20 protein-coding genes and 5 tRNA genes are annotated in these 18,953 nt (G+C 65.4%); 17 read left to right on the top strand and 8 right to left on the bottom strand.

All coding sequences use genetic code 11. The annotated features are described in order from the left end of the window. The coding region (locus VGQ94_10500) for a hypothetical protein (GenBank protein ID HEV2022939.1) at positions 1-396 on the top strand (396 nt) is incomplete at its 5' end. 61 nt (positions 397-457) lie between these two features. Here the strand turns inward: VGQ94_10500 and VGQ94_10495 are convergent. Together VGQ94_10495 and VGQ94_10490 are read right to left on the bottom strand one after the other, a co-directional pair. Continuing rightward, a complete protein-coding gene (locus VGQ94_10495) occupies positions 458-1,600 on the bottom strand; it encodes a hypothetical protein (GenBank protein ID HEV2022938.1) in 1,143 nt (380 codons plus the stop codon). Between the two features lie 28 nt (positions 1,601-1,628). Then, complete coding sequence (locus VGQ94_10490) at positions 1,629-1,760, bottom strand: hypothetical protein (protein HEV2022937.1); 132 nt, start codon at positions 1,758-1,760, stop codon at positions 1,629-1,631. A gap of 168 nt (positions 1,761-1,928) precedes the next feature. On the opposite strand from VGQ94_10490, the gene tldD reads away from it, so the two are divergent. From tldD to selD, 4 genes are all read left to right on the top strand, one after another. Beyond that, positions 1,929-3,377 carry a metalloprotease TldD gene (tldD, locus tag VGQ94_10485; GenBank protein HEV2022936.1) on the top strand — a complete coding sequence of 483 codons (1,449 nt, stop codon included), beginning with the start codon at positions 1,929-1,931 and terminating at the stop codon, positions 3,375-3,377. Positions 3,378-3,394: 17 nt separating this feature from the next. Then, the gene (locus VGQ94_10480) at positions 3,395-4,753 is read left to right on the top strand and encodes a TldD/PmbA family protein (protein HEV2022935.1); all 1,359 of its coding nucleotides are present in this window, start codon (positions 3,395-3,397) and stop codon (positions 4,751-4,753) included. A 38-nt stretch (positions 4,754-4,791) separates the two neighbouring features. Continuing rightward, a complete protein-coding gene (locus VGQ94_10475) occupies positions 4,792-5,319 on the top strand; it encodes a DUF2393 family protein (GenBank protein ID HEV2022934.1) in 528 nt (175 codons plus the stop codon). A 74-nt stretch (positions 5,320-5,393) separates the two neighbouring features. Further along, positions 5,394-6,446 carry a selenide, water dikinase SelD gene (selD, locus tag VGQ94_10470; GenBank protein ID HEV2022933.1) on the top strand — a complete coding sequence of 351 codons (1,053 nt, stop codon included), beginning with the start codon at positions 5,394-5,396 and terminating at the stop codon, positions 6,444-6,446. A gap of 12 nt (positions 6,447-6,458) precedes the next feature. Here the strand turns inward: selD and VGQ94_10465 are convergent, their stop codons facing one another. The 4 genes from VGQ94_10465 to tilS all read right to left on the bottom strand — a co-directional run bounded on the left by VGQ94_10465 (position 6,459) and on the right by tilS (position 11,175). After that, positions 6,459-7,220, bottom strand: a complete 762-nt coding sequence (locus VGQ94_10465) for a hypothetical protein (protein HEV2022932.1) — start codon at positions 7,218-7,220, stop codon at positions 6,459-6,461. A 236-nt stretch (positions 7,221-7,456) separates the two neighbouring features. After that, positions 7,457-9,364: an ATP-dependent zinc metalloprotease FtsH gene (ftsH, locus tag VGQ94_10460; GenBank protein HEV2022931.1), complete on the bottom strand. Its 1,908-nt coding sequence runs from the start codon at positions 9,362-9,364 to the stop codon at positions 7,457-7,459. 127 nt (positions 9,365-9,491) lie between these two features. Further along, the gene (locus VGQ94_10455; GenBank protein HEV2022930.1) at positions 9,492-10,079 is read right to left on the bottom strand and encodes a phosphoribosyltransferase family protein; all 588 of its coding nucleotides are present in this window, start codon (positions 10,077-10,079) and stop codon (positions 9,492-9,494) included. A 13-nt stretch (positions 10,080-10,092) separates the two neighbouring features. Further along, positions 10,093-11,175, bottom strand: coding sequence for a tRNA lysidine(34) synthetase TilS (gene tilS, locus VGQ94_10450; GenBank protein ID HEV2022929.1), 1,083 nt, complete (start codon positions 11,173-11,175; stop codon positions 10,093-10,095). Positions 11,176-11,899: 724 nt separating this feature from the next. On the opposite strand from tilS, the gene VGQ94_10445 reads away from it, so the two are divergent. After that, complete coding sequence (locus VGQ94_10445) at positions 11,900-12,097, top strand: hypothetical protein (GenBank protein HEV2022928.1); 198 nt, start codon at positions 11,900-11,902, stop codon at positions 12,095-12,097. A 4-nt stretch (positions 12,098-12,101) separates the two neighbouring features. On the opposite strand, the gene thiL is transcribed toward VGQ94_10445, so the two are convergent. Then, the gene (thiL, locus tag VGQ94_10440; protein HEV2022927.1) at positions 12,102-13,061 is read right to left on the bottom strand and encodes a thiamine-phosphate kinase; all 960 of its coding nucleotides are present in this window, start codon (positions 13,059-13,061) and stop codon (positions 12,102-12,104) included. A gap of 344 nt (positions 13,062-13,405) precedes the next feature. Between thiL and VGQ94_10435 the strand changes: the two genes are divergently transcribed. After that, entirely contained in the window at positions 13,406-14,290 is an 885-nt protein-coding gene (locus tag VGQ94_10435; GenBank protein HEV2022926.1) for a M23 family metallopeptidase, read from the top strand. A 10-nt stretch (positions 14,291-14,300) separates the two neighbouring features. Here VGQ94_10435 and VGQ94_10430 read toward each other — a convergent pair whose 3' ends face one another. Further along, positions 14,301-15,362, bottom strand: a complete 1,062-nt coding sequence (locus VGQ94_10430; GenBank protein HEV2022925.1) for a hypothetical protein — start codon at positions 15,360-15,362, stop codon at positions 14,301-14,303. A gap of 317 nt (positions 15,363-15,679) precedes the next feature. On the opposite strand from VGQ94_10430, the gene VGQ94_10425 reads away from it, so the two are divergent. The 10 genes from VGQ94_10425 to VGQ94_10380 all read left to right on the top strand — a co-directional run. Further along, positions 15,680-16,156, top strand: coding sequence for a hypothetical protein (locus VGQ94_10425; GenBank protein ID HEV2022924.1), 477 nt, complete (start codon positions 15,680-15,682; stop codon positions 16,154-16,156). Between the two features lie 110 nt (positions 16,157-16,266). Beyond that, positions 16,267-16,343: transfer RNA gene (locus VGQ94_10420), tRNA-Thr, on the top strand. A 290-nt stretch (positions 16,344-16,633) separates the two neighbouring features. Next, positions 16,634-17,326, top strand: a complete 693-nt coding sequence (locus tag VGQ94_10415; protein HEV2022923.1) for a hypothetical protein — start codon at positions 16,634-16,636, stop codon at positions 17,324-17,326. A gap of 224 nt (positions 17,327-17,550) precedes the next feature. Continuing rightward, positions 17,551-17,626, top strand: a tRNA-Thr gene (locus tag VGQ94_10410). 245 nt (positions 17,627-17,871) lie between these two features. Beyond that, a tRNA-Tyr gene (locus VGQ94_10405) sits at positions 17,872-17,959 on the top strand. 13 nt (positions 17,960-17,972) lie between these two features. Next, entirely contained in the window at positions 17,973-18,155 is a 183-nt protein-coding gene (locus VGQ94_10400) for a hypothetical protein (protein ID HEV2022922.1), read from the top strand. Next, positions 18,146-18,221 (top strand) — tRNA-Thr (locus VGQ94_10395). The genes VGQ94_10400 and VGQ94_10395 overlap by 10 nt, the downstream gene beginning before the upstream one ends. Positions 18,222-18,368: 147 nt before the next feature. Then, positions 18,369-18,443 (top strand) — tRNA-Gly (locus VGQ94_10390). A gap of 22 nt (positions 18,444-18,465) precedes the next feature. Next, complete coding sequence (locus tag VGQ94_10385; protein ID HEV2022921.1) at positions 18,466-18,807, top strand: hypothetical protein; 342 nt, start codon at positions 18,466-18,468, stop codon at positions 18,805-18,807. A gap of 9 nt (positions 18,808-18,816) precedes the next feature. Continuing rightward, a partial coding sequence (locus VGQ94_10380; GenBank protein HEV2022920.1) for a GTP-binding protein occupies positions 18,817-18,953 on the top strand: 137 nt, incomplete at its 3' end.

The raw sequence follows: 18,953 nt of genomic DNA, 5'->3' as shown, positions 1-18,953 counted from the left end.
CTCGACCGCCTGGCGGGATTGATGGTGCAGCCCGCCGCCGCGCCCGATGCCGTCAGCCTGTTTCGCATCGACGCCGGCCGCATCTCCGGGCCGATTCTCTTTCCCTTGCAGCGGCGCGAGGGACAGCCGCAGTCCATGGAGTCGCGCCTGCTCGAGTCGCTGGCAGCCGCGCCGCCGCTCCAGCCCGCCTCCGCGCTCGAGCTGATGGAGCACCTTGCCCTGCTCAAGCACTGGCTCTTCCGCAGCCGCAAGACCGGCGAAGCTTTCTTCGCCGACGACAAAGGCGAACTGCCTATGCGCCGCATCGTGCGCGGCATCTCCCGCGTCTTCCACGGCGAGAAGGCGCCTAGTGGTGCTGTTCCCGAGGGCCCCGAGATCGCCGAAATGAAAGAGTGATCCCTCCGCGATCTCTGCGGATTCTCTCCGCGTTCTCTGCGGTTTAAGGCTTTGATCCGCGTCAATCCGCGGTAAGGGTTGTTCGCTTCTTCCGGAAGACCACGCGCACGCCCTCGCGCCAGCGTTCGTCCACGCCCAGCAGGGTCCATTCGATCTCGTGCGCAAGATACCGCAGTAACGTGTCGGTCGCCGGATGGACGCGCAAGGCCGGCGCGACCAAGAACAGCAGCGGCGCCTCCGCCGAAAGCTCGCGCCCGGGGAAGTATCCGTACTGCTGGAATTCGCCGCGGGCGTGGTGCCAGCTCACCCGCGCCCAGTAGTCCAGGCCCTGCAGCGGCAGGTGGATGTCCTCTTCGGCCTTGAGTTCGAGGACGGCGAGGCGCCCCTCGCGCGTGGCCCCGAGCACGTCGATCATCGCCCGGTCGGAAGCGGAGAAGGCGGGCACCTGCGAGTACACCGCCGCCCGATCCAGCCGCGAGTCGAGCGCGCTCACGTCGCCGACCACCAGCGACTCCAGCCAGCGCTCGGGACGCATCCGCCACAGCGGATTATCGCGCCTGCCGTCAGCCCGCCGCGCCTGCGCCAGCGCGCCGACGAGGTTCTCGAAGAAGGGCGCGTTGCTCTCATCGAGCACCGTCTCATTCGCTCCCACGCCGAAGACGATTTGCTCGGCGCTGCGGAACGAGCCGCGCTCCGCTTCGAGGCGAGCCTGCGCGAATTCCAGGCCGTGCAGCCGGAAAGCCATCGCGCTGGGCGCGAGCACCACCGCCTCCGCCTCCGGCGCCAGGGAAGCGATCCGCGCGATGGAGGCGGCGAAGCGCTCGCGCGCCGCGGCTTTGTCGGAACAGCGCACGAGTCGCGTCAAGATGTTGCCGCGGTCGGCGGTGTCCACCGCCTCCAGACTCTCTTCCGGCTCGTTGAGTTCGTAGAGTTCGAACTTGGCCGCGCCGCGGTTCAGGTGCGCCATGCGCTCGCGCACCACCGCCGCCGTCCCCGCCGGAACGAACAGCTTCAGTCCTTCGACCACGGCGCGCGCCGCCTCGCGCTGGCGGCAGTGGTCCAGCCACAACAGGCCGAAGGTGAGCGAGGCGTCGATGGAGGGCTGCATTCCCTGCGCGTTCACTCCCAGCACGGCAAAGGCGGAGCGCCCACGGCGCAGCAGGCCGCGGCAGTAGATGGGACCGAAGGAGTGCCCCAGATCCATGGCCGAGCTGAGTCGTTCGACCCGCAGGTCAGGGAAACTTCGCTCCAGGATTCGCCCCCGCCGCCAGGTCGAAAATCGTCTGCCCATCTTCGAGGACGACGGCGTCGCGCGCCTCGGCCAGATAGGTTTCGAGCATTCGGGCCAGCGATTCTGGAGTCATGCGAACGGACCTTGCTGTGTGGATGCGGGCGACCCGCCCGCACAGAGCGCGCTGAGCCTAGCAAAAACCTGCGGCCAAGTCATTTGCCGGGTACGCGCGGCGATGACATAATCGAAGCGGGGCGGTTGCGAGTCGTCTTTCCCGTTCCGGACATCCAATCCTTCAAGCATGGACAAACGCAAATTCTTCTTCGAGCGCTTCGGGCTGACGGAGCGCGATCTGGAGCGCTACCTGGGCGCCGCCCTCTCCGCCGGCGGCGACTACGCCGACCTGTACTTCGAGTACCTCACCTCCACCTCCATCAGCATGGACGAGTCGCTGGTGAAGTCGGCGTCGCAGGGCGTCTCGGCAGGCTGCGGCGTGCGCGTGATCTCCGGCGAGCGCACCGGCTACGCCCACACCGACGACCTGGCTCCGGAAAAGATTCTGCACGCGGCGCGCACCGCCGCGCTCATCGCCAGCGGCCCGTCGAAGACTCTGGTCGAGGGCTTCAAGGAGAAGTCCGCGCGCGAGTTGTACCCCGTGGCCGCAGCGGACGCCGACGTGCCCGCCAAGGTCGAGCTGGTGATGCGCGCCGACCGCGCCGCGCGCGCCGCCGATCCCCGCATCACTCAGGTGCGCGCCAGCTACGCCGAAGAACTGCGCCGCATCCTGGTGGTGGGCTCGGACGGCACCCTGGCTTCCGACTTCCAGCCGCTGGCGCGCATGAGCGTGCTGTGCATCGCGCAGTCGAACGGCAACACCGTGCGCGGCTCCTCCGGCGGCGGCGGACGCGTGGAGCTAGGCTTCTTTTTGCATGAAAAAACTCCGGAGCACTTCGCGCAGGAAGCGGTGCGCCAGGCGCTCTTGCAGCTGGACGCCCGCGAGGCTCCGGCCGGCGAGATGCCCGTTGTGCTCGGTCCGGGATGGCCGGGCGTGTTGCTGCACGAAGCCGTCGGCCACGGTCTGGAAGCCGACTTCAATCGCAAGAAGACCTCCGCCTTCGCCGGGCTCAAGGGACAGCGCGTGGCCAGCGAAAAATGCACGGTGGTGGATAACGGCACGCTGCCTTCGCGCCGCGGCTCGCTCAACGTGGACGACGAAGGCTCACCCACGCAAAACACCGTACTCATTGAGAAGGGCATCCTAAAGGGCTACCTCGCCGACAAGCTTTCGGCGCGCCTGATGGGCATGGCCGACACCGGCAACGGCCGCCGCGAAAGTTACGAGTGCATCCCCATGCCGCGCATGACCAACACTTACATGCTGGCCGGCGAGGATTCGCCCGCGGACATCCTGCGCTCGGTGAAGCGCGGCATCTATGCCGCCAACTTCGGCGGCGGCCAGGTGGACATCACCAACGGCAAATTCGTCTTCTCCGCCAGCGAGGCCTATTTGATCGAGGACGGCGTCATCACCGCGCCGCTCAAGAACTGCTCCCTCATCGGCAACGGGCCGGACGTTTTGACGCGCGTCTCCATGGTGGGACACGACCTGGCGCTCGACGAGGGCGTGGGCACCTGCGGCAAAGACGGCCAGTCCGTGCCCGTCGGCGTCGGCATTCCCACGCTCAAGGTGGACCGCATGACCGTCGGCGGTACCGCGCCCAACGCCGATCCCAGCTTCCTGCGGGGATAAGAACTGGTACTCAAGACTTGAAATTCGAAACTGATCTCAAGCAATTCGCTTCTGACGTCGTGCGCCGCGCGCGAGAAGGTGGCGCCACCGCCGCCGAGGCGGTGGCCCGCGAAGGCGAGAACTTTTCCACGGTGGTGCGCATGGGCCAGGTGGAGACCCTGCAGGAGGCCGGCTCGCGCACTCTGGGGGTGCGCGTCTTCCTGGGCCAGCGCGCCGCTTCCACCTACACCAGCGATTTTTCTCCGGAAGGGATAGAACAATTGGTAAGCGGCGCTTTGGCGCTGGCGCGCGTGACGTCAGAAGACCCGCACGCCGGCCTGCCCGAGCCGGAGCAACTGGGCGCATTCTCCGGCGACCTCGACCTCTACTCCGACGACGTCAACTCGCTCGCACCGGCCGAGCGCATCGACTACGCGCGCCGGACGGAGGCGGCGGCGCTCGCCGTCGATCCGCGCATCTCCAACTCCGAGGGTGGCTCCTTCGACGCCGCCAGCGGACACCGCGTGCTGGCCAACTCGCACGGATTCGTCGGCGAGTACCGGCGCTCCTACTGCTCGGTGTCTGCCGTCCCCATCGCGCAATCGAACGGCGGCGCCATGCAGCGCGACTACTGGTACTCGGTCTCCCGCAGCCTGGAGAAGCTCGACTCGCCGGAAGAAGTGGGGAAGATTGCCGCCCAGCGCACCCTGCGCCGCCTGGGCGCGCGCAAGGTGGCGACGGCGCGCGTCCCTGTGATCTTCGACCCCATGGTAGCGCGCTCGATCCTGGGGAATCTCTTTGAAGCCGCGAGCGGCGACTCCATCTACCGCAGCGCTTCGTTCCTCACCGGCAAGCTGGGCCAGCGCATCGCCGGCGAGAACGTCACCGTGATCGACGACGGCACGCTCCCCGGCGGCCTGGGCAGCTCGCCCTTCGACGACGAAGGCGTGCCCACGCGCCGCACCGTGGTAGTGGAGCGCGGCGTGCTGCGCTCGTACCTGCTCAACACCTACACCGCAAAGAAGCTGGGACTCGCCACCACCGGCAACGCCTCGCGCGGCTTGGCCGGCACTCCCGGCATCGGCCCCGGGAATTTCTTCCTCCAGCCGGGGACGAAATCGCCGCAAGAGGTGATTGCCGGCGTCACCGACGGCCTCTACGTGACTGAATTCCTCGGCCACGGCGTGAATCTAGTGACCGGAGACTTCTCCCGCGGCGCCAGCGGCCTCTGGATCCGCAACGGCGAGCTGACCTATCCGGTCGAAGAGATCACCGTAGCCGGTAACCTGCGCGACATGCTCGCGAACATCTCCGAGATTGCCAGCGACCTCGACTTCCGCGGCTCCGTTGCCGCTCCCACGCTGCGCATCGACGGCCTGACCGTCGCCGGGGAGTAGTCTCCGCCGTGCCCGACAGGCGGTAGTAGAATCCGGCCATGGAAGAGCCGCTGCCTCCGTCGCCGTCCCAGCGAAGCGAAGAGGGCGGGTTTCCGTGGATGGCGATGGGAATCGCCGTGGCGTTGCTCGTGGCCGCCGTGGGCGCTGCGTTTCTGCTCTCCAGCCGCAGTCCCGTACCGGCGACCGCCGCGACCGATGCCTCGCCGCTCCATCCCTACGCGGCGCAGTTGCGCCTCTCGGACCCGAAGATGAGCACGGCGCAAAACTTCGTGGGCGCAACCGTCACCTATCTCGAAGGAACCGTTGTCAACGGCGGGGACAAGACGGTCAACGGCGCCACGGTGGAGTCCATCTTCCGCAACTCGCTGGGCGAGATGGTGCAGAAGGAATCGCAGCCACTGATGTACATCCACGCCCGCAAGCCCTACATCGACGTCTCCGACCTGCGCTCGAACCCGCTCAAGCCCGGCGAGACCCGCGAGTTCCGCCTTACCTTCGACCACGTCTCCGCCGACTGGAACCGCGGATTTCCCGAGCTGCGCGTCACCGCCGTCAGCTTCCAGTAGGGTCTTCGATTTCCCGTTCCCAGCGCTTCTCCGATTTCTCCGTGCCTCCGTGCCTTCGTGGTTAGAATGACTGGATGGCAGATGAAAAGCCCATGCGTCTTACCGAGGCGGCGAAAGCTGCCGGTTGAGCTTCCAAGCTGAGTCCGGCGGCGCTGGACACGGTGCTTGGGAAATTAGCCCGGCAACAGGACCCGAACGTGCTCATCGGCTTCGACACAGCCGACGACGCCGGGGTGTATCAGATCGCGCCTGACCAGGCGCTGGTCCAGACCGTGGACTTCTTCACTCCCATCGTGGACGACCCCTACACCTTCGGCCAGATCGCCGCGGTGAACGCGCTGAGTGACGTCTATGCCATGGGCGGACGGCCCATGAGCGCGCTGGCCCTGGTCTGCTTTCCCGAGAAGGGCGACCTCGACATCCTCGAGCGCATCATGGCCGGCGGACTTTCCAAGATGATGGAGGCGGGCTGCACCGTGGTCGGCGGCCACTCCATCCGCGACGACGAGATCAAGTTCGGCTACGCCGTCACCGGCTCCGTGCATCCCAAGCGCGTGCTGGCCAACTCCGGCGCGCGCGCAGGGGACGCGTTGCTCTTCACCAAGGCGCTGGGGACGGGCGTCATCTCCACCGCCATCAAGCGCGGCAAGGCGGAGCCGGCATGGATCGAGGCCGCCACTCAATCCATGACCACGCTCAACCGCGCGGCAATGGAGGTGGTGGTGAAACGTGAAGGCCAGGTCCACGCCATGACCGACGTCACCGGCTTCGGCCTGATTGGCCACGCGCGCGAGATGGCGCTGGCCTCCGCCGTCAGCCTGCGCTTCTTCGCCGGCAAGGTCCCGCTGCTCGTGGGCGCGCTCGAATGCGTGCGCGCCGGGTTCGTCCCCGGCGGTCTCAAGAACAACCGCGAGTTCGCGGAGTGCCTGGTGGGCTACGAGGGCAACATCCCCGAAGAATTGAAGACCATGCTCTTCGATCCGCAGACCGCCGGCGGGCTGCTGATCTCCGTCGCCGCACCCCAAGCCGATGACCTGCTGCGCCAACTCAACGAAGCCGGCGTCCCCACCGCGCGCATCGGCGAAGTCCTGCCGCAGGCCAAGCCGCTGATTACGGTTTCCTCGTAGGACAATCAGTCGTCACTGGATCCGCGAAGTGAACGTATCGTGGTGCGCGCTGATGTGCGTGCGGTACTCCAGTCCAATGGCGGCGTCGTCGGCGAAGCCCTGCTTGCGGGCCTCGTCGTCGGCCGCGGGATCGGTCTCGGCGGCGGCGTACTCGTTCCACGAGGCGTAGCGGAAGATCACCAGGAAGTCCCAGGGCGCTCCCTGCGCGTGCTCGAACTTGACGGAGCCGCGCGCCCGCGCCGCGGCCATGTCGCGGTCCAGGAACTTCCCCAGTGCTTCGTGATGCCCGGCCAGCGCCACGGATTCCTCCACCAAGTACAGCCCGCCGGGATTGCCGGGCTGGGCCGCATTCGGCGGCGCAGCCAGAGCCTTCTGCACCACCTCGAGCGGCGGGCCGCTGGCGTAGGTGTCGGCGTGCCAGGCGTAGTCGGCCATCACCCGTTCCTTGAACCTGCGGATGGCCTCGGGAGGCGCGGGCGGGTTGGCGTCCAGCGAGGCCTTGGCGCCCATGGGGTAGAGGACCATCAGGTCCCAGTCGTCCCCGGACTGATGGCGGAAGACCATGGGCCGGGGCGTCATGTTGTCCGGCACGGGGACATTCTTGTAGGCGTCGATCAGGTCGGGGAGCTTGCCGAGCGCGGCCTTGAAGAAAATGATGCGGTAGAGCTCGTGGGCCGGCGTCGGTGTCGTCGCCGGCTGTTGAGCCGGTTGTTGAGCCACGACCGCGAATCCCAGGATCAGGATGAAGATTCCAACCGCAAGCGCCTTCTTCATAGAGCCTCCGCAAGCAGGGGAACAATATACCGGAGAGGGCAGGGGTCCTTCGACTGCGCTCGCCTCGCGACGCTAGGCTGCGCTCCGCTCAGGATGACAAGTCAAAAGCAAGCGCAAGGTCCTTCGCTCGCCTGCGGCGAGCTCAGGATGACAGCGCAAAAGAAGAGAGCGGCCTGTCGGCCGCCCTGCTGAGAACCGAGAACTGAAAACTGAGAACCGAGGACCGAGAACTAAATCTACGCTGGCGCTGGTTTTTCGCCGGCAGCCAGGCCGGTGGCGCGGCCGGGCTCGGGCTTGATGACTTGCTGCGTCCCTTCGTCTGGAGGCGCGAGGCGTTTGGCGGGCAACTCCTTGCCCTCGATGAGCAGCTTGACCTCGCTGGCATCGAGCACTTCGCGCTCCAGCAGGGCGTCGGCGATGCGCCGCAAGGGTTCGCGGTTGTTTTCGAGGACGGTGCGCGCGGACTGGTAGGCGGCGTCGATGAACTTCCGCACTTCGCGGTCGATCTTCTGCGCCGTCTCCTCACTGAAGTCGCGGTGCTGGGCGATCTCGCGGCCCAGGAAGATCTGCTCTTCCTTCTTGCCGAAAGTGAGCGGGCCCATCTCGCTCATGCCCCACTCGCAGACCATGCGGCGGGCCATGTCGGTGGCGCGCTCCAGATCGTCACTGGCGCCGGTGGTGATCTGGTTGAGGAAGAGTTCCTCCGCCACCCGTCCCCCCAGCATCATGGCCAGGCGGGTTTCCAAATACTCCCTGCGGTAGGTGTGCTTGTCGTCGAGCGGGAGATACATGGTGACGCCCAGGGCCATACCGCGAGGGATGATGGTGACCTTGTGGATGGGATCGGAGAAGGGCAGCATGGTGCCCACCAGGGCGTGTCCGCCCTCGTGGACGGCGGTGGTTTTCTTCTCCTCGTCGGAGAGGATCAGTGATTTGCGCTCCGCGCCCATCAGCACCTTGTCCTTGGACAGCTCGAAGTCGTACATGAGGACGGCCTTGCGGTTGTGGCGCGCGGCCAAAAGCGCCGCCTCGTTCACCATGTTGGCCAGGTCGGCGCCGGAGAGCCCGGGTGTGCCGCGGGCGAGCACGGAGAGTTCGACGTCGTCGTTGAGTGGGATCTTGCGGGTATGGACGCGCAGGATCTCCTCGCGTCCGCGGACGTCGGGATAGGGCACGACCACGCGGCGGTCGAAGCGCCCCGGGCGCAACAGCGCCGGATCGAGCACGTCGGGGCGGTTGGTGGCGGCGATCAGGATCACGCCATCGTTGGACTCGAAACCGTCCATCTCCACCAGAAGTTGGTTCAGGGTCTGCTCGCGCTCGTCGTGGCCGCCGCCCAACCCGGCGCCGCGATGGCGGCCGACGGCGTCGATCTCATCAATGAAGATGATGCAGGGAGCGTTCTTCTTGCCCTGCTCGAACAGGTCGCGGACCCGGCTGGCGCCCACGCCCACAAACATCTCCACGAAGTCGGAGCCGGAGATGGAGAAGAAGGGCACGTTGGCTTCGCCGGCGATGGCGCGCGCCAGCAGCGTCTTGCCGGTTCCCGGAGGGCCCACCAGCAGCACGCCCTTGGGGATGCGTCCGCCCAGCTTCTGGAACTTCTGCGCCTCGCGCAGGAACTCGATGATCTCTTTCAGCTCTTCCTTGGCTTCTTCCACGCCGGCCACGTCCTTGAAGGTGACCTTCTTCTGCTGCATGGAGAGCAGGCGGGCGCGGCTTTTGCCGAAGGACAGCGCTTTGTTCCCGCCGGCCTGCAGCTGCCGCATCATGATCATGAACAGCACTCCGATCACCAAAATGGGCGAGAGCTGGATGAGCCACGTCCACCCGGCGGCCGAGGCGTCCTTCACGATGATGTTCACGCCCTTGTCGCGCAGGATCTTGATCATGTCCGGGTAGTTGGCGGGGACGGTGGTGTGGAAGGTGCCCTTGGGGTCGTTGTTGAATTTGCCGCGGACTTCGCTGGCGGTCAGGGTGACCTCGGCGACGTTGCCCGCGTCCACCTGGGTCATGAACTCGGAGAAGTTGATCTCCTTTTCCTTCTGGCCGACGGCGCCGGCGCGCACCACCACCATCCACAGCAAAACTCCGGAGATGGCGATGGCCACCCAGAACAGGATCGTCTTCAGCGTCGAATTCACTCGAATGCTCCCTGGACCGCCACGGGGGCGCTCAACCCCGCGCCCTCACGATAAATTAGATGCCGGGGCCACGCTTCACGGCTCCAGACGATTGTAACCTTTTTGCCGGGAAAAAGTTTCGTGGCGGTTAGCGCGCCGAGGGCGCGCCCGCCGGCGGCGCGGAGGTCACGTAGGGCAGGTTGCGTCCCATCTCCGGCGAGCCCAGGCCGTAGCCCACCACGAAAGATTCGTCCACCAGAAAAGCGAAGTAATCAGGCTGCAGCGAGAGCTTCCGCGAGGACTGCTTGTCCAGGAAGGTGGCCAGTTTCACCGAGGCTGCGCCCCGCCCCGTCAGGTTGCGCAGCAGGAATTCGCTGGTCACGCCCGACTGCACCAGGCCCTCGATCAGCAGCACGTGCTGGCCCTTCACATGGATCTCGGGGCTGAACTTGATCTCCATGGTGGAGATCTTGCCCAGCTTCTTCTCCGAGAACTCCGGTTTCATGAACTGGCAGACCATGGGGACATCCACGGCGCGTACCAGGTCGGCCATGAAGATGAAGCTGTTCTCCAGCACCCCCACTGCGTACAGGGTCTTACCCTCATAGTCCTTGGAGATCTGGCGGGCGAGCTCGGCCACGCGCTTGCGGATCTGCTCCTCACTGAACAGAACCTTGCCCTTGCTGTCGGATTGGTTCTTGCTGGCCACGATGAAGGGAATCCCGCCGCAGATCAAAAAGCCGGTCGGATTATACCCTGACGCCCCCTTTCCGGTCGCAACCACCGGCGCTTCGATCGCTCTCGCCAGCCCGGCCACCGGAGCCCCGCTCGGCGCGGGCCGGGGAGACCCGCGCTCCTGCTCTCTCCCCGCGCTTCTCGATGCGCAGATCACTTTTCCAGCGGACCACGCGCCAGCCGCCGGGAAGTTCCACCGCTCCGCGGGACTTTTGCGCCAACCGCAGGATCTCTTCCCCATGACGGAAGTCGAAGCCGGCGCCCGCGCGCTCCAGCGCCGCCCGCACCAACCGGCGCTGCACCGCCAGCGGCTGGGCCAACAGCGCATTGAGCTTCAGCGATGCTTCCCCCTGCGCGCTGACCTCGGGGAGCAGGCGCTCCATCTCGCGCTGCCAGAAGTCCTCTTCGGCGCGGGCGACTTCGGCGCTCTCGGCCAGCACGCGCGTGACTTCGGGATTGAAGTCGCGCTCCAGCAGCGGCACCAGCTCGTGGCGCACGCGGTTGCGCAGGTGCTGCCGGTCGCGGTTCGTGGAGTCCTCGCGCCAGTCCTGGCCCAGGTCCCGCAGATACTCTTCGACCTCGCTGCGGCGGACTCCGAGCAAGGGCCGCACCATGCCGTTGTGGAGCGCCGGGTAGATGCCCGCCAGCCCGCGGGTCCCCGCGCCCCGCAGCGACTTCATCAGCACGGTCTCCGCCTGGTCGTCGAGCGTGTGCCCGGTGGCGATCTTGTCCGCCGCGCCGGTCTTGAGCAGCCCCGCGAAGAATTGGTAGCGCAACTGGCGCGCCGCCGTTTCGAGACTCGCTTGACGCGCGCGCGAGTGCGCGGGCGCGTCGCCGCTTCCGGAGTGCAGCTCCAGGTCGTGTGACTTGGCCAGGCGGGCGACGAACTCAGCGTCCGCATCCGCTTCGGCGCCGCGAATCCCGTGGTGGAAGTGGGCGACCGACAGAACGATTCCCAGCTCGCCCCGCAGCTCCAGCAGCAGGCGCAGCAGGGCGGTCGAATCCGCGCCTCCGGAGACCGCCGCCGCCACCTGGTCACCGGCCTTCAGCAGACTGTGGCGGTGCATGTATTCCAGGACTGGTTCGGGCAGAGGCACGCTATCATCGTACTCCCGCAGGGGCTGGGTACTCCCGCAGGGGCCGGGTACCCCCGCGGGGCCGGCGCCCTGGGGCCCGCTGCAAGAAGCCCGAGAGTCCACGTTCTTGGGAGCAAGGAGGGAACCATGCGTCCCGCACTTGTGTTTGCGTTCTGCCTGCTGCTTTCGGCCGCCCCGGCGGCCCAGAAGCAGCAGAACCAGCAGAACAAGGAAGATCAGCCCTCCTGCGAATCCGCCAAGGAGGATCTCGAAAAATACCTCGGCACCTTCTCCCGCGCCTGCCGCACGGACAGCGATTGCGAGGGCTACTACTACCGCGCCACCCCCTGCGACCGCGCCGTGGTCGTGCGCAAGCACAAGCTGGCGGGGGAGCGGGAGCGGCGGTTGCTGGCTCTGCAGCAGCGTGCCGGCGAGGCCTGTACCCTCAAATGGCGGATGCGGCAGGCTTGCTCGCCCATCCCTTTCCGAGCCACCTGCCGCCGCCACGCCTGCGTGGACGCCATGACTCTTCCGCCGGAGGGCGAACGCATCGCGCCGCCGCCTGCCGCGTTTCCCTTCGCCACCATCCGCCACGCCTGCGCGCCCTGGGACGGCCCCGCGCTGCAAATCATATTGACCAAGGTCGAGAACCCGGGGAAGAGCGACGCGCGCCTCTTCCTCACCCTGTACCGCGACCTGCCCCAGGGAACACTCACCCAAGCCGCGCACCTTCGAGCTCGAGCACATGCAGATGCAGTCGGGCAACGCGGTGTGCTGTCCGCAGCCGGGCGCCTGCGAATCCGCCGAACGCGGCCACGTGATGTTGGAGAAGTTCGATGGCACGAAAGCCGAGGGAAACTACGAACCGTCCTTCAAGGACGGCGCCACAGAACGCGGCACGTTCAAGGCTTCCTGGAAAGAGGTCCGCGAAGCCTGCGGATGAATCCTCAGCCGGCGAAGTGCTGCCAGCCGCGGGCTTCGAGCGGCTTCCGCTGGCCGTGGGCGTCCACCAGCCACATGCCTTTCGCTTTCACAATCTCGCCGATGCGCGTTACCCGCACCCCGGCGATCTTCGCCGGGATCGGGCGCGAACGGGGCGCGGTGAACAGCAGTTCGTAGTCATCGCCACCGTGCAGGGCGAAATGCAGGGAACTGGCGCCAGGGAGCACCGGACGCGGAACGCTGGGATCATTCACCAGCGCGCCCACGCCGCTCTCCTCGCAAATGTGGGAAAGGTCGGTAGAGAGGCCGTCGCTCACGTCGATCATGGCCGAGGCCAGGCGCTTCTGCCGCAACGCGCATCCGGCGGCGACGCGTGGCACCGGGAAGAAGTGCGCGGCGTGCAGCTTGCCCTTCGGGCTCCTGCCCGACTCGCGAAGCTGGTGCAGGACGGCGGCCGAGCCTCCCAACTCCCCGGTCACATAAATCCCGTCGCCGGGACGCGCTCCGGAGCGCAGCACTGCCTGTCCCTTGGGAACGCGGCCCACCACCACGACGTCTGCCAAAATCCCGCCGCCGCCCGGCGACTCCGCCGTGTCTCCCCCCGCCAGCACCACGCCGAACTTCCGGGCCAAGGCCAGGAAGCCGCGCAGGAAGCCATCCACCCAGCGCTGGGGCAGCTTCTCGGGAAGCGCCAGGGAGAGGAAAGCGGCCATGGGCTCCCCGCCCATGGCGGCGACGTCGCTCAGCCCGCGCGCCAGTGCACGGTGGCCGACAGACTCAGCCGGATGCAACGCCCGGCGAAAGTGCACCTCCTCCAGGCTGAAGTCGGTCGTGACCAGGGTCTCGTAGACGGGCTGGGGCGCGAGGCGCGCACAGTCGTCCCCGATGCCCTGGAGCACCGCCGCAGAGCCCCGCGCCGCCCGGGTGCGGACCAGCCGAATTAGGTCTCTTTCGGAGAGGTTCAAGCAAGTCAAACTATATAGGAGTCGACCCAGGGCCGGGCCCCCTTCTGGGGCCCAGAAATCTTCGATCCGCCCCCCCGCCGGGGCCCAGAAATCCTCAGCCCCCCGGTTGACAGGCCCTACCCCCTTTGGTAGGGTTGCCGGGCCGTTATACCCAGAGAACTCTGAAACTGCTGGCCCGAGGACGGAATTCGACTCCGTCCGCCGCGGGATGCATTGGCCTCCAAACTGCGGAGGCAAACGCGGTCATGAGCAACGGTCGGGCCGATCAAGGTAGGGAACCGAACACGAACTGTTGTCAGACGAAGGGACCGAACTTTCTGCGCAAGCGCTATTACATCCTGCTGGTGACCCGGGACGCGGAGGGACAACTCCGCAAGATCCCCATCCCATTGCACTACCTTTACGTGTTCCTGGCAGGGGCGGTGATTGGCATGTTCAGCATCACCGGCATGGCCGGCTCTTACGCCCGGATGCTGGCCAAGGTGGGGCGCTTCAACCAGTTGCGCACGGAGAAGGACGCGCTCAAGAGCCGCTACTCGCAGCTGGAGCAGGTAGCCCAGGAAAATGAGATCCAGGCCGCCTCGCTGGGCTCGTTGGCCAGTGAGGTCTCGGCGCTGTATGGGCTGAAGTCGGACCCGGCGCTGGTCGACGCCTCAAGCAGCGACTTCACCGACCAGCAGTTCGTGACCTCGTTGGGCCAGTTCCAGGCGCTGCGCACCACCGCCATGAGCGGCGCCGCCTCCATCGCCATGACTTTCGATCCTGGCCGCGGCGCCACCACCGCCGACTGGCTGCGTCTGGCGGCGGCTCCCAACCTGTGGCCGGTCGAAGGCACGGTCACTGGCTCCTTCGGCGAGCGCATCGACCCCTTCAACGGAGAGGGCGCATTCCACAGCGGCGTGGATATCTCCACCTCCTACGGCCACGCGGTCGTGGCTCCGGCCGACGGCCTGGTCATCTTTTCGGAGGTCATGGGCGGATACGGCCGCATGGTGGTGATCACCCACGGAAACGGCATCTCCACCCGCTTCGGGCACCTGGCCGCATTCGCCGTGGCCCCGGGGCAGAGAGTGCACCGCGGCGACATCATCGGCTATGTGGGCTTGAGCGGCCGCTCCACCGGACCCCACCTACACTACGAGGTGCGCATCAACAACACGCCCGTCAATCCCTACAAATACCTGCGCCTGACTTTGGCACAAACCACGCACTCCACCGCCGGCTTCTGAGCCGCCCGGACTATCGTGCCCCGCGCCGCGGCGCGGGCTTTTTTGTCTCTGGAGCGGGAGGCGGCGGGGCGGGGCTGGCCGGTGGCTGGGCCAGCACCTTTTGGATGGCACGCGGCGGCAGCGTGGCGGTGAGTACCATGCTCTGCTCTTCCGGGTGGACCTCGATGCTGTCGAAGAAGGCTTTGACGTCCGGGTCCGGGCCCTCGCCCCTCACGCTGGCGCCGGCGCCGCGGAAGAGCGCCAGCAGGGCGCCCAGGCTGTCGCTGAGCTGCTTGGCCTCCGGCGCGCTCGCCGTGATGGCTTCCACCCGGACCTGGATGGAGCCCTGGTAGCGCACCGAGGCCACCACGGTACTGCCTCCCGCCATCTGCTGGGCCATGCCCAGGGCGTTGGGCCTGCCGGCGGCTGCCGCGCGCGTGGGGATGCGGCCGATCACCCAGGCCACGCTCCCCACGGGGACGCGCGCATAGTGCTCGCGCACCAGCGACGGGCCTCCCATGGGCTGGGCCAGGCTGTGGTAGCGGTCGATCATCCTGCGCATCACCCCGGGGTCATCCTCGTTCGAGACCGCCACCATATCCACTCCCAGCAGGGACACGCGCACCGTGCGTCCTTCGTAGGGGATGTTGTAGATGTCGGAATCCCCGTAGCGTTCGCTGCTCGCGGCCAGCTTCTTCAGGTAGGCCGAGAGGCGCTCGGAGTGGAAGCGCCCCACGAAGATCTCCGAGGTCCGGTAGGGCAAGGGCTGGACGCCCGAGGGCGGTGTCCCGGGCTGGGGAGGCGGTAGCGGCACGGAGTGCAGGGCCAGCGCCACGTCGTCCAGATCGCGCTCGAACTCGAATCCGGTCTCGCGCACGAAGGCCGCGTAGTCGGCCTCGCGGGTCACCTCTGGGATCTGGGGGACCGGGGTCGCCACGCGGATCAGGCCCAGATTCACGTAAAGGACGGCGTCGGCCTCCGGAAGCAGGCGGACGGCCTCAGGGGCGGCGCGCCGCCGCAGCGTGACCAAAGAAACGATGGCAGCTGCCACCAGAAGGAGCAAAATAACGATCCACAGCCTGCGCCTGCGCATGGGTTTCCTGTCCGAAAAGCGGCATCATAGCACCCGCCCGGAGGTTAACCATAGAGTTAACTAGGGAGGGCCGGTGAGCAATTTGGTGCTGCTCTATTTCCGTGTTGCTGCTTTGGCGGCCCACTTTGCCTTCAGCGGCCCAAGGCCGGGGAAGGGGTCGCCGCTTTCCCGGCGGCTTTGAAAGTATTCCAGGCAACCCTGTAGTTGCTGGATTCGCTCTTGGCAAGCTTTAATCACCAACTCCCAAGTCGACAGCTCTTTCACTTGATGTGATTTTATTGTTTACAAGCCTTTGCACATAGTGTCTAATTACCTCCATGGTGCCCATCTACGACCCCGAAGCCGAAAAGGCCCGCTTTAAAGAGCTTTTGGAAGCGGCCCAAGATGAGCTTGTTGAGAATGTCAGGGAGCGCCAGTCTTTGGAGATGCGCAGCCGCAAACTTCAAGAGGACATCGCGCATCTCGCCGCACTTTGCGGCGAATCCGTTGAAGACCCTATTAAGCAATTGGGGCTGACGGACGCCATTCGGTACGTCCTCGGGAAAGCCTCTCATGGCCAAATCCCACTTCATAGGTTCATGACCCCCGTCGAGATTAGGGAAGCGATCTCCAAGGGTGGTTTTGATATTTCCAAGTACAGCAACGTTATGGCATCCATCCACACTGTCCTGCAAAGACTCAAGAAAAAAGGACAAGTGACGTTCGTTAATTTCAAGGGCGGAAGCTATATGTGGAAGGGCGGCCTTCCCCCGCCTCCCCCAATGCTTGACTGGTTGAAGGAGAGATTGAAATGAGTGTGGAGTCCAATCCGGGTGGAAAGGAGAACGACTATGCGAGACCCACCGATGACTGAATAACGAAAGGGCATTCAAAGGCGCGAACCCTTGAATGCCCCCTCCCTGTGGTGGCTGTAGCTCAAGCAGGAAGAGCGGAGGATTTGTAATCCTCTGGTTGTCGGTTCGAGGCCGACCAGCCACCCCAACTTTAACTGCCCCGCCCCCGGCGCGAACCGGGAAGCGGGGTGAATCAGCACACGGGGTTAGCCGTATGCCGACCGCAACGGAATTATCGGTCTGCCCCGCGAGAAAGGCAAGTCCGATATGGTTTGCATCCGTTGTAAGCACGATACTGCTAGGAGATTCGGATACTACGGAAAGCGGCGTATTCAGCGGTTCCGCTGCCGTTCCTGCCGCTCTACTTTCGCCGCTCCCCACACCACCTTTGGGGAGCACTACACCGACCCGGAAACCGCCTCGAAAGTCCTGTCGCTCATGCTTGAGGGAACCAGCGTCCGCGCCATTTCTCGTCTGATGGGACTCCACCAGCAGACGATCCTCGCGCTGATGAACACGGCGGCAGAGAACGCGCACCGGGTTTTCGATACTCAGGTTCGCAACGTGCGCCCCAAGTTTGTCCAGCTCGATGAGCTTTGGTGCATGGTCGGCTGCCACGGGAAAAACGTCCGCCCCAAGTCGCCCGCCGGATGGGGTGACCAGTGGGTGTGGCTGGCGCTGGACAGCGAAACCAAGATGATTCTCTCCTACCACATCGGGGGGCGAAACGCCCTCAACGCCTACCGCTTCGTCTTTGACCTGAGCCAGCGGACGGTTGGGCGCTTCCAGATAACCAGCGACGCCTTCAAGGGCTATGTCGGGGCCATCGAGGAATGGTTCGGGGCCGACACCGACTTCGCCCAATTGCAGAAGATTTACGGGCGCTCCGAGCCGGGGCCAGAATGGTACGGCTCCGGTAGGGTCATAGCCGCCGTCCCCCGTGTTCGGAGCGGCAGCCCTGACTTTACCCGTATCTCCACCAGCCACATCGAGCGGGCCAACCTGACCGTGCGGATGCACCTGCGGCGCTTTGCCCGTAAAACGAGCGGCATTTCCAACACCCTTGCCAACCTCAAGGCAGCCGTGGCCCTGTACGTCGCCTGGTACACAACTTCTGCCGCCCGCACCTGACCCTGCGGGTCACACCCGCCATGCAAGCCGGGCTGGCCGACCACGTCTGGACCGTAGAGGAGCTTATTTGCCATAAACACTAAAACCACCCACTACCAGCAATTTGAGTTCCTTGCGGGTAAGTGGCTGGTGTGCTAAAGTTTATTGGTTGTCCTGAAGCTTTTGGGGCTCTCTGTGCGCCTGGGACCTTTCGAGCGCACATGGGAGCAAACGCGAAGGAATCGGCTGGCGTAGCTCAGCTGGTAGAGCACCTGATTTGTAATCAGGGGGTCAGGGGTTCGAATCCCTTCGCCAGCTCCAGAGAACACAATTTGCCCGCGCCGGGGGAGCGCGGGAGTGGCGGAAGATTTCAAGGTTGCGGCGCGCGGGTCTTCAAGGGGAACACACTCCTTATAGATACTTTTCCCGGCACGCGGATTTCGTGTGCGGACGTATGTTCGCGCATTCCTTGCTGTCTTCGCATTGCAGTCCCCCGCAGGACGTTGCGCGCGGATCGTGACCCGGACCGGGACGTGCGCCCAGAGCGAAAGGCTCGGTTTGGTTGTGGACAGGTGGCCGAGCGGTTAATGGCAGCAGACTGTAAATCTGCCGCTCCTTGGAGCTACGGAGGTTCGAATCCTCCCCTGTCCACCAGGATTTTTTGGCAATGAAGCTGTGGCTTGCGCTGGGAGCCTACGCAGTCTTGGCTCTGGCCGCTTGGATGACGCTCAGTGATATGCGCTTCCGGCTGGCCACGCTGGCGGTGCTGGTGGCGATCGCCGTCAAGACGCTGCTCAATTGGCAGCGCGAGCGCCGCGAACCGGAGGACCAGGAGATTGAGCCGATGTAGCTCAGTTGGTAGAGCACTCCCTTGGTAAGGGAGAGGTCACCAGTTCAATCCTGGTCATCGGCTCCAGGATTTCGAGGGGAGCGCAGGAAGGGCGGGAGTAACTTGAGCCGTTTTGCGGGCGTGAACGAGGCGAAGCCGAGTGGGAGCCCGCAGGCGAAATCCTGAGCGAGCCCGCTGCGGCGGGCGAGTCGAAGGATCTGGAGTTTGGGAAGGGCGGGAGTAACTCAGTGGTAGAGTCACAGCCTTCCAAGCTGTTGGTCGCGGGTTCGATTCCCGTCTCCCGCTCCAGAGATTCGTGATTTTGCAAGTTATGGATCAGGCGGAATTCACGCAGGCGGGCATCGGGATCGAGAATCGGCAGGCGTTTCAGGAGTTGCAGGCCAGGATCGACCGGGGCCTGGGTCCGGCGGCGGAGCGATTCTTGAAAAGTCTGTCCGCGCGCCGCATCCGCATCCGGGAGTTCGAGGAGATCCTGGTGCAGGGATTGCTCAAGGACGCGGCTCGGGACGCTTCGCCGAACCGGGATGAGGAGCTGTACCGGGCGCTCACGCTCTCGGATCAGGGCCAGATGCGCGAGTACTACCTGACGGCCATCGAGCAGTTGCCGGACGAGTTGCGTCACAAGTTTCACGCGCTGTACCGACCTTCGTAAGGAAGGCACATGGCGAAAGTAAAATTCGATCGCAGCAAGCCGCACGTGAACGTAGGGACGATCGGACACATCGATCACGGCAAGACCACGTTGACGGCGGCCATCACCAAGGTGCTGCAGAAGCACAACCCGAAGATCGTGTTCCG

This window comes from Terriglobales bacterium (assembly GCA_035937135.1).
In the GTDB taxonomy this organism is placed as follows: Bacteria; Acidobacteriota; Terriglobia; order Terriglobales; family Acidobacteriaceae; genus DASYVL01.
This window is presented reverse-complemented; position numbering and strand designations above follow the sequence as displayed.

Bases quoted from the DNA above. Each gene is read 5' to 3' on its own strand.
- VGQ94_10495 (HEV2022938.1), bottom strand. From the start codon at position 1,600: ATGGATCTGGGGCACTCCTTCGGTCCCATCTACTGCCGCGGCCTGCTG.
- VGQ94_10490 (HEV2022937.1), bottom strand. From the start codon at position 1,760: ATGACTCCAGAATCGCTGGCCCGAATGCTCGAAACCTATCTGGCCGAG.
- tldD (HEV2022936.1), top strand. From the start codon at position 1,929: ATGGACAAACGCAAATTCTTCTTCGAGCGCTTCGGGCTGACGGAGCGC.
- VGQ94_10475 (HEV2022934.1), top strand. From the start codon at position 4,792: ATGGAAGAGCCGCTGCCTCCGTCGCCGTCCCAGCGAAGCGAAGAGGGC.
- VGQ94_10465 (HEV2022932.1), bottom strand. From the start codon at position 7,220: ATGAAGAAGGCGCTTGCGGTTGGAATCTTCATCCTGATCCTGGGATTC.
- VGQ94_10445 (HEV2022928.1), top strand. From the start codon at position 11,900: ATGCAGATGCAGTCGGGCAACGCGGTGTGCTGTCCGCAGCCGGGCGCC.
- VGQ94_10430 (HEV2022925.1), bottom strand. From the start codon at position 15,362: ATGCGCAGGCGCAGGCTGTGGATCGTTATTTTGCTCCTTCTGGTGGCA.
- VGQ94_10425 (HEV2022924.1), top strand. From the start codon at position 15,680: ATGGTGCCCATCTACGACCCCGAAGCCGAAAAGGCCCGCTTTAAAGAG.
- VGQ94_10415 (HEV2022923.1), top strand. From the start codon at position 16,634: ATGCTTGAGGGAACCAGCGTCCGCGCCATTTCTCGTCTGATGGGACTC.
- VGQ94_10400 (HEV2022922.1), top strand. From the start codon at position 17,973: ATGAAGCTGTGGCTTGCGCTGGGAGCCTACGCAGTCTTGGCTCTGGCC.
- VGQ94_10385 (HEV2022921.1), top strand. From the start codon at position 18,466: ATGGATCAGGCGGAATTCACGCAGGCGGGCATCGGGATCGAGAATCGG.